The following is a 13,731-nucleotide window of genomic DNA, read 5'->3' as shown; positions in this document are numbered from 1 at the left end:
AAATGAAGATAAGCTCCGGATTTTTGTCATCCTTAGCTTGCTAAGTCCCCTTTTGGTCCAAAGAATTCAAAGTTAAGATGACCCTCGTTTACTCCCCATTTTTGTAATGCCTGATAAATTGCTTTCATAAAAGGCTCAGGTCCACAGAAATAGAAGGAAGCATCTTTAGTCGGGATAATAGATCGAAGCCAATCGAGATCAATATACCCCGTTTTATCACATAATGCAGGATCAAATGGATTCTCATAAACTGTGAAAGTATTCACATTATCGTGTTGATCTGCAATACTTTGAACTGCTGATTTTAGGCCATGTACTTTTTCATTTTGCGCAGCATGGATAAAGTAAACCTCTCTTTCTGGCTGTGTTTCCACAACGGTCTCTAGCATACTAGTTAATGGAGTCAATCCTACACCACCACTAATGAGGACAAGTGGCTTCCTCTCATTATCTAAAACAAAATCGCCTGCTGGTGCACTAACTGCTATTGTATGGCCTTCCTCTATATGATCATGTAGAAAGTTGGATACTACACCAGCTGGATTTTCCGAAATAGCAGGTTCCTTTTTCACACTAATTCGAAAATATTCTTCATTTGGTTTACAAGAAAGGCTATATTGGCGTTGGCAAGTATAAGGAATACCAGGCACCTTTACTTTTACGGTTAAATATTGACCAGCTTCAAAGCTTGGCAATGCCCCACCATCCATTGGTTTTAAGTAAAAAGAAGTAATAACATCACTTTCTTTTTCTTTTTTATAGACAGTGAAATCGCGATAACCAGTCCAGCCACCTTTTTGCTCTGCTGTTTCTTGATACATCCCTTTTTCCACATCAATAAAGACATCAGCGATTACTTGATAAGCTTTTGCCCAAGCTTCTAGAATTTCATCTGTAGCAGCATCTCCTAAAATAGCCTTCATCGCTTTTAATAAATTTTCCCCAACAATCGGATAATGCTCTGGTTGAATATTTAGGCTTCGATGTTTGTGACCGACTTGAATAACTACTGGTAGTATATTTTCTAGTTGATCAATATTTGCTGCAGCAGCATAGACAGCATTGGCTAGAGCTTGTGGTTGTCTTCCTCTTTTTTGATTGGTTTGGTTAAATATGTTTTTTAATTCCGGATGATTAGTAAATAATAATTTGTAAAACTCTGAAGTGATCGCTTGCCCATGCTCCTCTAATACAGGAACCGTAGATTTTACGATTTCGATTGTTTTTTGGTCTAATTTTTCACTCACTGACGTGCCCATCGAAACACTCCTCTTAAAACATGTATTTTCTATACATGTTTAATTGTATAATGTTTTAAGAGGTATTCCAACCACTATTAGGCCCGAAGTATGACAATTCTGTTACAGCATTGTAGCAATTTCTTGTCATTGCTAGCAGATTGTGTGTAGACTTAATGGTGATTAAAATGAAAAAGAGGGCTTATTATGCGGCTTAAAAAATATACCGATTATGCACTACGTGTGCTCATATATACAGCTTCTAAAAGAGGAGAAAAGGCGAGTATCAATGAGATAGCCGATACTTTCTTCATCTCTACCGAGCATATTCGCAAGGTCGTCCATCAATTAAGTGTGAATGGGTATATTGAAACAACTAGAGGACGTAATGGAGGAATTATACTAGCAATGGATCCAAAAGAGATTAATATTGGAGCGGTCATTCGCTTGATGGAGAATGATTTTTATTTATTAGATTGCTTTGATAGTGGTACGGATCATTGTGTCATCACACCAGTATGTCAGCTCCGACATGTCGTATCAGAAGCAATGGCGGCATTTTTCCTTGTGTTAGATAAATATACTCTAGAGGATTTAGTGGAGAATAGCGATGAATTACGTTTGTTAATGGATATGGATTAGTTGTTTTTGGGCTGTTCTTTTAAAAAAATATCCGTGGAGAATTAAAAACTCCCCACGGATGGATATCACATATTCTTTTTTATTTGAAATTGATCTTCTAGTAATAACCAATTTTGTGGGAAAGCTAAGCCTAGCTTCCAATAGCTGATTCCTCTCAGATTCTTTTCTTTTATTAAGTCGAATTTTGCTTGTATCGATCTAGCATCCTCAAACCATACCTCATGGCGATTCCCTTGTGGATCCTGATAGAAAAAATAAGGTGCCTGTGCTTCTTGATCGTATAAAATGGCTTGATTATTATCTCGGGCTAATGCAATGGCTTCTTGAGGACTAACTGCCTTGGCTAATTCTCCCCCAGGCTCGAATGGCAATGTCCAATCATAACCATATAAATTTTGTCCTAATAAAATTTTGGATGCTGGCATTTCGGTGAGGGCATAGTTTACTACATCTGTAACGGGTCCGATCGGTGATACTGCCATCGGAGGTCCACCACTGTAACCCCATTCATAGGTCATTAGAACAACAAAATCGACAATTTCGCCGTGTGCCCTATAGTCATGAGCCTCATACCAGGCTCCTTCTTGCGTTGCGCTTGTTTTTGGCGCAAGTGCTGTGGAAACAAGTAAACCTTCAGCATGTAATCGCTCCGTAGCCTTTCTTAAGAAGTTATTGTAATCCTCACGATTTTCTGGTGGTAAAAATTCAAAATCAAAATGAATATCTCCATACCCTACCTGTTGTGCTGTTTGAATAATTTGATCGAGCAATTGATTTTGTACCTGTTGATCTGTCACAATAATTCTCCCAAGCTCTGCACTAAAGGCTCCCTCTTCTAAATTTGTGATGGCAAGCATGAGTAAAGCTTGGTTCTCATTAGCAATAGCAGCAAACTGGTTTAATGGTGGTGGGATGAGATTTCCCTCCCGTGTCACACGGTAAGAAAATGGCGCGAGATAGGTTAAATTTCGACTATGCTTTCTTGCTGCTGCTTCTAGTGTTTCCGAAACGGTTTCGCCAGTTGGTTCGATATATGCATTTACTTCAATTTCTGTTTTTGGGGATTCTGGTATATAGATGGTAGTTCCAGGTGTAAGAGGTTGATATAGATTCAATTGATTTAACCGAGCCAATTCAGCAGCAGAAATACCGAATCGTTGACCAATAGTATATAGGCTATCACCAGATTGAACGGTATAAAATCGACCAAATATCGGAATAACGAGTGCCTGACCAACGACTAGTGATTGCTGTGGATCTAGCTCATTGGCGGAAGCGATTAATTGATAGGTTATACCAAATTGGTTGGCTATGGAATTCAAGGTGTCACCCTGTTTTACAACATATATTTGCACAGAAAGCTCTCCTCTCCTCAAGAAATATCGTTGTTTCTTCGCGAATGGTTTCTCATTTTACGATATGATAGGAAAGGAGAAATAGAACACTAGATTGGATCTGTTTTGGCTTTCATTACTTTGACCATAAGTCTGATGGCTTCTTCATTATGAATTCGTGTATTGGACGCAATGCAGTTTTCCGGAACATGCAAAGTGTATCCACGCATATGAGCATCATTTGCGGTGAAAAGGACACATATATTTCCGGCAATTCCAGCAATGATTAAGTGTTTAATCCCTAGTTGCTCGAGTAAGGATGGTAAGGTGGTACGGAAAAATCCAGATAATTTTGGTTTAATTAGGAAATAATCTTCCTTTGATGGGAGCCCCTCTGCAATAATGTCCTGGTTTGTTTCGCTTTTACATTTATCGGCAATTTTTTTATAATCTGTTTCCCACGTATCATAATGGTCATTGACATATATAATAGGAAGGCTATGTTTTTTAGCATATTGCTTTAGCCTCTTAATGTTAGGCAGGATTCTCTTTGTTTCATTTAAAAGGAGGTCGCCCTCTGAAAAATGAAAATCATTAATTAAATCGATTATTAATACAGCTGAATCCTTCATTTATTCACCTCATCTCTAAGCATTCTATAATCAAACATACCCTTTTTTGTTAAAAATGATGCATACTTGCAGTTTGTCTCATTTTCCTGCATAGTAATAGTAATCATTTATTAAAGTGTGGGGTTGGATGAAGGATCAATTTTTTATGGAACGGGCATTAGAGGAGGCTCAAAAGGCAGCGGTTCTAGGAGAGGTTCCGATTGGTGCTGTTCTCGTATACGAGGATGAAGTAATCGCAGCTGCATTTAACTTAAGAGAAAAATTACAAACCACAAGCTCCCATGCAGAGATGCTTGTAATAGATAAAGCCAATGAGATAGTTGGCAGCTGGAGACTAGAGAAATGCACCTTATATGTGACATTAGAGCCTTGCCCGATGTGTGCAGGCGCAATATTGCAAGCTCGTATTCCGCGAGTAGTATATGGTGCAAGAGATTCAAAGGCAGGATGTGCTGGTTCAATAGTGAATTTATTGCAGGATGATCGCTTTAACCATCAAGTTGAAGTGGCAGCAGGTGTGCTGGAGGCTGAATCAAGCGAACTTTTAACCACCTTTTTTAAACAGCTTAGACAGAAGAAAAAGGAAAAGAAACAGACAAAACTGGCTAGCGAGGAAAATACTAACAATGGATAACCATTGCATTTTTTTATAGAACAAGTTATACTAATAAATGCGCTTTACTAGCGCAATTAAAAATATTAGCAAATTTGCCGTGCTAGGTGGGGAGGTAGCGGTGCCCTGTACTCGCAATCCGCTATAGCGAGACTGAATACCTTGCTGAGGTGTCATTATTTTAAGGTCTGCCTTAAGGGAGTAGTGCTGACGCTCGGGTCCTGCGCAACAGGAACTCGTGAACCATGTCAGGTCCGGAAGGAAGCAGCATTAAGCGAACCTTCCTGTGTGCCGCAGGGAAGCCTGGGTCGAGCTATCAACTTAAGTAACGCTTAGGGTAATGCCATCGAAGCTTGGTGCACGGCGTTAATGAATGTATATATGCAGCCTCTTGTTTACTCGACAAGAGGCTTTCTATTTACCTTATGGAGAGCAGAATTGCAAAAAGGACTTGAGTCTATTTAATCATACATACTCGTTTTTATCCGCAGTTTTTGCTACAATATAAAGAGTTATTAAACATAGAAGGGGATCATGGATAATGGGATATCAAGCACTGTATCGCGTATGGCGCCCAAAGAATTTTGAAGATGTAGTGGGACAAGTTCATATTACACGTACGTTGCAAAATGCGATCATGCAGGATAAGTTTACCCATGCATATTTGTTTTCTGGTCCTCGAGGTACTGGTAAAACAAGTGCTGCCAAAATTTTTGCTAAAGCAGTGAATTGTGAGAACGGACCAGCTCTAGAACCTTGTAACGAATGTGCCTCTTGTCAAGGTATTCAGGATGGCTCTATTGCTGATGTTGTGGAGATTGATGCAGCATCTAATAACGGTGTGGAGCAAATTCGAGATATCCGTGATAAGGTCAAATATGCCCCGAGTGCTGTTTCTTATAAAGTGTATATTATTGATGAAGTACATATGCTATCTATTGGGGCTTTTAATGCATTATTAAAAACATTAGAAGAGCCACCGAAGCATGTTATTTTCATACTAGCTACCACTGAACCACACAAGATTCCATTAACCATCATTTCACGATGTCAGCGTTTTGACTTTAAACGAATCTCTCAGTCTGCAATGGTTAAACGGATGCAGGACATCATGGAAAGGGAAAAGATCGATGTAGCGCAAGAGGCTCTAGAAGCTGTCGCACTTTCCGCGGAAGGTGGGATGCGAGATGCGCTAAGTTTATTAGATCAAGCTATTTCCTATAGTGATGGTCAAGTGGTGATGGAGGATGTTCTAGCTGTTACAGGCTCTGTCTCCCAGCAGAAGCTAACCTCCATAGTTACGACAATGTATGAAAAGAATGTGCAAAAAGCTTTGCTTGAAATAGATCAACTGATACAGGAAGGAAAGGACCCGGGTAGATTCGTCTTTGACCTCATTTATTATTTGCGAGACCTTTTGTTATATCAGACATCTCCTTCCTTGGAAAATGTTTTGGAACGTGCAATTGTTGATGAAGCATTTAACGCCTTATCGGAAAAGATCAGTGCGGACTGGATTCAACTTGCCATTAAAGAATTGAACCAATGCCAGCAGGAAATCAAGTGGACCAATAGCCCGAAGGTATTTATTGAAATATCCATTTTAAAAATTTGTGAGCAACCAGTACAAGAAGGAAAGCAAGAAGCCTTAGAATATGATAAACTGGTACAGAAAATAAATGAACTAGAAAATAAATTAAAAGAATTACCTAAACAAGTACATCAACAACAAGAAACAACTCAACCAACGAAGAAAAGCGCTCCAGCAGGTCGCAAATCATATAGTATACCGTATGATCGAATTCGAAACATCCTAGCTGAAGCGTCTAAAGATATGCTAAAGAAAACAAAGGCTGGCTGGCCAAGCTTTATGGACTCTCTAAAACAAAAAAGTGCACCAGCCCATGCTACCATTCAAAATAGTAAGCCAAGCGCAGCTTCTGATAATGCCGTTATTTTAGCATTTCGTTATGAAATACACTGTTCACTTGCGCTAGAGCATAAACAAACGATAGAATTAGTACTATCGGAAGTAATCGGTACTGATATGACATTTGTACCAATACCTGAAGAAAACTGGCTAACATTACGAGAGGAATATGTTAGGAAACAAAAGGATCAAGGTGGTTCTACTCATGATGATGAGAGTCAACCAGAACCGGAAGATCCTATGATCGAAAAGGCACGGAAGCTAGTTGGTGAGGATTTGTTAGAAATTCGTGAATAAGAAAGACTTCCATTAGTAGTAGTAACTTCATTTCTGCTAATGGTTAGTGATGAAAAAGATAATAGACAATAATTAGGAGGGATTTCCATGCGTGGTGGAGGAAACATGAACAAAATGATGAAACAAATGCAAAAAATGCAAAAGGATATGATGAAGGCACAAGAAGAGCTACAAGAAATGACCTTTGAAGCAACAGCTGGTGGTGGAATGGTTAAGGTTGTGGCAAATGGAAAAAAAGAGCTGACTGACATTGAAATAAAAGAAGAGGTAGTAGATCCGGATGATATCGAAATGCTTCAAGATTTAATCTTAGCTGCAACAAATGAAGTGCTAAAAGAAGTTGATGACAAAACGAATGACACGATGGGCAAATTTACAAAAGGATTAAATTTACCTGGAGGCATGTTCTAGGAGGGACTGTCATGTATTATCCAGAACCAATTTCTAAGTTAATTGATAGTTTTACAAAATTGCCAGGAATCGGTCCAAAGACGGCCGTCCGCCTGGCTTTCTTCGTATTAAATATGAAAGAAGATGATGTGTTAGATTTCGCCAAGGCGTTAGCGAACGCCAAAAGAGAGTTAACACATTGTAGTATTTGCGGGCATATAACGGACCAAGATCCTTGCGCAATCTGTCAAGATGAATCAAGAGATAAATCTTTAATCTGTGTTGTACAAGATCCAAAGGATGTGATTGCGATGGAGAAGATGCGTGAATTTAATGGCAAATACCATGTACTACATGGTGCAATTTCTCCGATGGATGGTATCGGCCCGGAAGATATCAATGTTCCTTCTTTAATTAATCGTTTGAAGGACGAAGAGGTAGAGGAATTAATCTTGGCTACAAACCCAAATATCGAAGGAGAAGCAACAGCGATGTATATCTCCAGACTTGTTAAACCTTCTGGAATAAAGACGACTAGAATTGCTCATGGATTGCCAATGGGTGGCGATTTGGAATATGCAGATGAAGTAACCTTATCAAAAGCCCTAGAAGGAAGACGAGAAGTATAATAGAGGTGAAGAAGATGGCGGCACATAAAAAAATAAAAAAAGCAGCGATGAACCAACAATTATTAACCAATATTTATCAATTGAAAAAGGATTGGAAAAACCTCGAGAGTATTATGGAACGAAGTATAGAGCCGACAGAGCAGGGAAGATTTGATTTGGCGTTAGCAAAGGCAAAATACTTCTATCTGCTTAAAGAAGCTAAATATCGAAAGGTTTCTGCAGGTGATTAGACTAGAAGAGAAATAATTACATTCTCTATTCTATTTTACGCTTTTGTTTCATATAGATAGAAACATAATCATATGGACAAAAGGGGACAGGTTGTATGAATATTTGGGTTATTGCAGGTCTGCTAATTTTAATTGTTTTGTTGTTGACCAAAGGGATTCCACTGAAATTTTCGCGCGTTTTAGGACAAGGTGTCGTAAAAGTGACCATCGGTGTGTTGTTCTTGTTCTTCTTTAATCTATTCGGTGCTTCCCTTGGTCTTCATATACCTATTAATATCTTTACAGCAGTTGTAGCAGGTTTATTGGGTGTGCCAGGTATCGCTTCATTAACAGCAATCCACATTTTTATTCTTCCTTAGTATTAAATAAAGTGTTAAGCAAGAAATGGTTCCTATCATTCCTTCAGGTGATGGAGCCATTTTTTCTATTTATGCTCTTAGGGGAAAATGATGAAGTAAGTGAATCTTAAAAAACACTTAATGAAGCTCAATCAAACTTAGGTAAAAATTGGATAGCAAAAACTATTGCTTTTTAAGTTATCTATGTGTTACTATAATCAAGCAGCTTTTGAGAGGCAGCCTCTAAAATATTTTTTAAAAAAACTATTGACTTTAGTTTTGGAGGATGATATACTAATTTGGTCGCCTAAAAAAGCGATATTGAAATTGATCATTGAAAACTGAACAAAACAACCAGTACAAAAAAGTAAGAACATGCTAGCTTTAAGCGAGCTTGATCAACACAAGCACTTCGGTGCATCTATTTTATGGAGAGTTTGATCTTGGCTCAGGACGAACGCTGGCGGCGTGCCTAATACATGCAAGTCGAGCGCGGGAAGCTGACGGAATCCTTCGGGAGGACGTGAGTGGAACGAGCGGCGGACGGGTGAGTAACACGTGGGCAACCTGCCTGTAAGACTGGGATAACTCCGGGAAACCGGGGCTAATACCGGATAGTACTTTGGTTCATAGGAACCGAAGTGGAAAGGTGGCGCAAGCTACCACTTACAGATGGGCCCGCGGTGCATTAGCTAGTTGGTGAGGTAACGGCTCACCAAGGCAACGATGCATAGCCGACCTGAGAGGGTGATCGGCCACACTGGGACTGAGACACGGCCCAGACTCCTACGGGAGGCAGCAGTAGGGAATCTTCCGCAATGGACGAAAGTCTGACGGAGCAACGCCGCGTGAACGAAGAAGGTTTTCGGATCGTAAAGTTCTGTTGTTAGGGAAGAACAAGTACCGTTCGAATAGGGCGGTACCTTGACGGTACCTATCGAGGAAGCCCCGGCTAACTACGTGCCAGCAGCCGCGGTAATACGTAGGGGGCAAGCGTTGTCCGGAATTATTGGGCGTAAAGCGCGCGTAGGCGGTTTCTTAAGTCTGATGTGAAATCTTGCGGCTCAACCGCAAGCGGTCATTGGAAACTGGGGAACTTGAGTACAGAAGAGGAGAGCGGAATTCCACGTGTAGCGGTGAAATGCGTAGAGATGTGGAGGAACACCAGTGGCGAAGGCGGCTCTCTGGTCTGTAACTGACGCTGAGGTGCGAAAGCGTGGGGAGCGAACAGGATTAGATACCCTGGTAGTCCACGCCGTAAACGATGAGTGCTAGGTGTTAGGGGGTTTCCGCCCCTTAGTGCTGCAGTTAACGCATTAAGCACTCCGCCTGGGGAGTACGGCCGCAAGGCTGAAACTCAAAAGAATTGACGGGGGCCCGCACAAGCGGTGGAGCATGTGGTTTAATTCGAAGCAACGCGAAGAACCTTACCAGGTCTTGACATCTTCGGATGTCCCTAGAGATAGGGAGTTCCCTTCGGGGACCGAATGACAGGTGGTGCATGGTTGTCGTCAGCTCGTGTCGTGAGATGTTGGGTTAAGTCCCGCAACGAGCGCAACCCTTGATCTTAGTTGCCAGCATTGAGTTGGGCACTCTAAGGTGACTGCCGGTGACAAACCGGAGGAAGGTGGGGATGACGTCAAATCATCATGCCCCTTATGACCTGGGCTACACACGTGCTACAATGGATGGTACAAAGGGCAGCGAAGCCGTGAGGTGAAGCCAATCCCATAAAACCATTCTCAGTTCGGATTGTAGGCTGCAACTCGCCTACATGAAGCCGGAATCGCTAGTAATCGCGGATCAGCATGCCGCGGTGAATACGTTCCCGGGCCTTGTACACACCGCCCGTCACACCACGAGAGTTGGCAACACCCGAAGTCGGTGGGGTAACCTTTGGAGCCAGCCGCCGAAGGTGGGGCCAATGATTGGGGTGAAGTCGTAACAAGGTAGCCGTATCGGAAGGTGCGGCTGGATCACCTCCTTTCTAAGGATAAAGTGAAAGGCGGAAGCACCCGGTTAGCGACGTACAAACTGCGCCCATGCAACATGGGTGGATCGATGTTACCACGCAAAGTGGTGGTTTTAATCGATCAATCTTACCGAAGGAGATAAAGGAAACACAAGGAGCTTAGCGACTTGATGTTGACTTATCGTACGGAGGTGAGGGAAGTTGTGCTAGTCGCTGGGTGCTGGAGCTAGACACAATAGGAAATGATCTATTAGCGTAGATCATCATAGATTGTACTTGGTTGTTTGGTTCAGTTTTGAGCGATTGATGCTCAGAGGATCTTCTGTCAAAACCCGTCACGTCTTGTGACGAATACAGAAGTTACCACCTCGTGTGGAAGCTGTACCTTGAAAACTAGATAAGAAGAAATCAGGACGTGAAGGCACCAAAAGAAGCCAACACGAAACTGATGACAAGACATCAAATAAAAACCAACGACTTTTTCATCTGAAGCATGAGTATAGTTAAGTGAAAAAGGGCGCACGGTGGATGCCTTGGCACTAGGAGCCGAAGAAGGACGGGACAAACACCGATATGTCTCGGGGAGCTGTACGTAAGCATTGATCCGAGAATTTCCGAATGGGGAAACCCTCTACTCGTCATGGAGTAGAACCTCTATCTGAATCCATAGGATAGAGGAGGCAGACCCGGGGAACTGAAACATCTCATTACCCGGAGGAAGAGAAAGCAAACGCGATTTCCCGAGTAGCGGCGAGCGAAACGGAATTAGCCCAAACCAAAAAGCTTGCTTTTTGGGGTTGTAGGACACTCTATACGGAGTTACCAAGAAATACGTTAGACGAATCGATCTGGAAAGGTCAGCCACAGCGGGTAACAGCCCTGTAGTCGAAAGCGTGTTTCCTCCAGAGTGGATCCTGAGTACGGCGGAACACGTGAAATTCCGTCGGAATCCGGGAGGACCATCTCCCAAGGCTAAATACTCCCTAGTGACCGATAGTGAACCAGTACCGTGAGGGAAAGGTGAAAAGCACCCCGGGAGGGGAGTGAAAGAGAACCTGAAACTGTGTGCCTACAAGTAGTCGAAGCCCTTTTATGGGTGACGGCGTACCTTTTGTAGAATGGACCGGCGAGTTACGATCTCCTGCAAGGTTAAGTGGAAGACACGGAGCCGCAGCGAAAGCGAGTCTGAATAGGGCGAGATAGTAGGGGGTCGTAGACCCGAAACCGTGTGATCTACCCATGTCCAGGGTGAAGGTCAGGTAACACTGACTGGAGGCCCGAACCCACGTACGTTGAAAAGTGCGGGGATGAGGTGTGGGTAGGGGTGAAATGCCAATCGAACACGGAGATAGCTGGTTCTCTCCGAAATAGCTTTAGGGCTAGCCTCAAGGGATGTATGTTGGAGGTAGAGCACTGATTGGACTAGGGGCCCTCACCGGGTTACCGAATTCAGTCAAACTCCGAATGCCAATCATATTACCTTGGGAGTCAGACTATGGGTGATAAGGTTCATAGTCGAAAGGGAAACAGCCCAGACCGTCAGCTAAGGTCCCCAAGTATACGTTAAGTGGAAAAGGATGTGGCGTTGCTTAGACAACCAGGATGTTGGCTTAGAAGCAGCCATCATTTAAAGAGTGCGTAATAGCTCACTGGTCGAGTGACGCTGCGCCGAAAATGTACCGGGGCTAAACGTATCACCGAAGCTACGGATTGTTCTACGAACAATGGTAGGAGAGCGTTCTAAGTGCAGGGAAGTCAGACCGTGAGGACTGGTGGAGCGCTTAGAAGTGAGAATGCCGGTATGAGTAGCGAAATAGAAGTGAGAATCTTCTACACCGAATGCCTAAGGTTTCCTGAGGAAGGCTCGTCCGCTCAGGGTTAGTCGGGGCCTAAGCCGAGGCCGAAAGGCGTAGGCGATGGACAACAGGTGGATATTCCTGTACCACCCAATTCCGTTTGAGTGATGGGGGGACGCAGTAGGATAAGGAAAGCGCACGACTGGACGTGTGCGTCGAAGCAGTGAGTGAGTCAGATAGGCAAATCCGTCTGGCAATCACAAGCTGTGATCGGGAGGGAAAATGAGTACCGAAGTTCCGGATTTCACACTGCCAAGAAAAGCCTCTAGCAAGGAAAAGGGTGCCCGTACCGCAAACCGACACAGGTAGGCGAGGAGAGAATCCTAAGGTGATCGGGAGAACTCTCGTTAAGGAACTCGGCAAAATGACCCCGTAACTTCGGGAGAAGGGGTGCTTACTTACGAGTAAGCCGCAGTGAAAAGGCCCAAGCGACTGTTTAGCAAAAACACAGGTCTCTGCGAAGCCGAAAGGCGAAGTATAGGGGCTGACACCTGCCCGGTGCTGGAAGGTTAAGGGGATGCGTTAGCGTAAGCGAAGCGTTGAACTGAAGCCCCAGTAAACGGCGGCCGTAACTATAACGGTCCTAAGGTAGCGAAATTCCTTGTCGGGTAAGTTCCGACCCGCACGAAAGGTGCAACGACTTGGGCACTGTCTCAACGAGAGACCCGGTGAAATTATACTATGCGTGAAGATGCGCATTACCCGCGACAGGACGGAAAGACCCCGTGGAGCTTTACTGTAGCCTGATATGGAATGTTTGTACAGCTTGTACAGGATAGGTGGGAGCCTTGGAAACGTGAGCGCTAGCTTACGTGGAGGCGCCGGTGGGATACCACCCTGGCTGTATGAACCTTCTAACCCAGAACCGTGATCCGGTTCGGAGACAGTGTCAGGTGGGCAGTTTGACTGGGGCGGTCGCCTCCTAAAGAGTAACGGAGGCGCCCAAAGGTTCCCTCAGAATGGTTGGAAATCATTCGAAGAGTGTAAAGGCAGAAGGGAGCTTGACTGCGAGACCTACAAGTCGAGCAGGGACGAAAGTCGGGCTTAGTGATCCGGCGGTACCGAATGGAAGGGCCGTCGCTCAACGGATAAAAGCTACCCCGGGGATAACAGGCTTATCTCCCCCAAGAGTCCACATCGACGGGGAGGTTTGGCACCTCGATGTCGGCTCATCGCATCCTGGGGCTGTAGTCGGTCCCAAGGGTTGGGCTGTTCGCCCATTAAAGCGGTACGCGAGCTGGGTTCAGAACGTCGTGAGACAGTTCGGTCCCTATCCGTCGTGGGCGCCTGGAAGTTTGAGAGGAGCTGTCCTTAGTACGAGAGGACCGGGATGGACACACCGCTGGTGCACCAGTTGTTCCGCCAGGAGCATCGCTGGGTAGCTACGTGTGGAAGGGATAAGTGCTGAAAGCATCTAAGCATGAAGCCCCCCTCAAGATGAGACTTCCCCACACTTTAAGTGAGTAAGATCCCTCAGAGACGATGAGGTAGATAGGTTCGAGGTGGAAGCATGGTGACATGTGGAGCTGACGAATACTAATCGATCGAGGACTTATCTATACGTTCTTTGGATGAAAAACCAATGGTTTGTCTACTTCTTATCTAGTTTTGATGGTATAGTTTCTCCCAT

At 43.7% G+C, this 13,731-nt stretch carries 10 protein-coding genes, 2 rRNA genes and 1 other RNA gene; 10 read left to right on the top strand and 3 right to left on the bottom strand.

Annotated features, from left to right (window positions below):
- Positions 1 to 32: 32 nt before the first annotated feature.
- On the bottom strand, positions 33 to 1,259 hold the full coding sequence (hmpA, locus tag ACZ5N5_RS05030) for an NO-inducible flavohemoprotein (protein WP_109983455.1): 1,227 nt from the start codon (positions 1,257 to 1,259) through the stop codon (positions 33 to 35).
- Positions 1,260 to 1,445: 186 nt separating this feature from the next.
- On the opposite strand from hmpA, the gene ACZ5N5_RS05025 reads away from it, so the two are divergent.
- Entirely contained in the window at positions 1,446 to 1,880 is a 435-nt protein-coding gene (locus tag ACZ5N5_RS05025) for an RrF2 family transcriptional regulator (RefSeq protein WP_464373362.1), read from the top strand.
- Between the two features lie 65 nt (positions 1,881 to 1,945).
- Here the strand turns inward: ACZ5N5_RS05025 and ACZ5N5_RS05020 are convergent, their stop codons facing one another.
- Positions 1,946 to 3,235 carry a LysM peptidoglycan-binding domain-containing protein gene (locus tag ACZ5N5_RS05020; RefSeq protein WP_464373361.1) on the bottom strand — a complete coding sequence of 430 codons (1,290 nt, stop codon included), beginning with the start codon at positions 3,233 to 3,235 and terminating at the stop codon, positions 1,946 to 1,948.
- 89 nt (positions 3,236 to 3,324) lie between these two features.
- On the bottom strand, positions 3,325 to 3,846 hold the full coding sequence (locus ACZ5N5_RS05015; RefSeq protein WP_109983457.1) for a cysteine hydrolase family protein: 522 nt from the start codon (positions 3,844 to 3,846) through the stop codon (positions 3,325 to 3,327).
- Between the two features lie 127 nt (positions 3,847 to 3,973).
- Between ACZ5N5_RS05015 and tadA the strand changes: the two genes are divergently transcribed.
- The 9 genes from tadA (at position 3,974) to ACZ5N5_RS04970 (ending at position 13,661) form a co-directional block, all read left to right on the top strand.
- Entirely contained in the window at positions 3,974 to 4,480 is a 507-nt protein-coding gene (gene tadA / locus ACZ5N5_RS05010; protein ID WP_464373360.1) for a tRNA adenosine(34) deaminase TadA, read from the top strand.
- Between the two features lie 77 nt (positions 4,481 to 4,557).
- Positions 4,558 to 4,823: signal recognition particle sRNA large type (ffs, locus tag ACZ5N5_RS05005), an RNA gene on the top strand.
- A gap of 177 nt (positions 4,824 to 5,000) precedes the next feature.
- On the top strand, positions 5,001 to 6,686 hold the full coding sequence (dnaX, locus tag ACZ5N5_RS05000; protein WP_464373359.1) for a DNA polymerase III subunit gamma/tau: 1,686 nt from the start codon (positions 5,001 to 5,003) through the stop codon (positions 6,684 to 6,686).
- A gap of 87 nt (positions 6,687 to 6,773) precedes the next feature.
- Positions 6,774 to 7,097 carry a YbaB/EbfC family nucleoid-associated protein gene (locus tag ACZ5N5_RS04995; protein ID WP_464373358.1) on the top strand — a complete coding sequence of 108 codons (324 nt, stop codon included), beginning with the start codon at positions 6,774 to 6,776 and terminating at the stop codon, positions 7,095 to 7,097.
- Between the two features lie 11 nt (positions 7,098 to 7,108).
- Complete coding sequence (gene recR / locus ACZ5N5_RS04990; protein WP_054788589.1) at positions 7,109 to 7,705, top strand: recombination mediator RecR; 597 nt, start codon at positions 7,109 to 7,111, stop codon at positions 7,703 to 7,705.
- A gap of 14 nt (positions 7,706 to 7,719) precedes the next feature.
- Positions 7,720 to 7,935: a YaaL family protein gene (locus ACZ5N5_RS04985; protein ID WP_054860854.1), complete on the top strand. Its 216-nt coding sequence runs from the start codon at positions 7,720 to 7,722 to the stop codon at positions 7,933 to 7,935.
- A gap of 95 nt (positions 7,936 to 8,030) precedes the next feature.
- Positions 8,031 to 8,294, top strand: coding sequence for a pro-sigmaK processing inhibitor BofA family protein (locus ACZ5N5_RS04980; protein ID WP_054788591.1), 264 nt, complete (start codon positions 8,031 to 8,033; stop codon positions 8,292 to 8,294).
- A gap of 404 nt (positions 8,295 to 8,698) precedes the next feature.
- Positions 8,699 to 10,260 (top strand): 16S ribosomal RNA (locus ACZ5N5_RS04975).
- A 486-nt stretch (positions 10,261 to 10,746) separates the two neighbouring features.
- Positions 10,747 to 13,661, top strand: a 23S ribosomal RNA gene (locus tag ACZ5N5_RS04970).
- The 16S and 23S rRNA genes sit together here, the layout of an rRNA operon.
- The last annotated feature ends 70 nt before the right edge of the window (positions 13,662 to 13,731 follow it).

The sequence above is a fragment of the Gracilibacillus sp. JCM 18966 genome (genome assembly GCF_055392695.1).
Note: the sequence above shows the minus strand (reverse complement) of the source record. Positions and strands in the feature narration are given on the sequence as shown.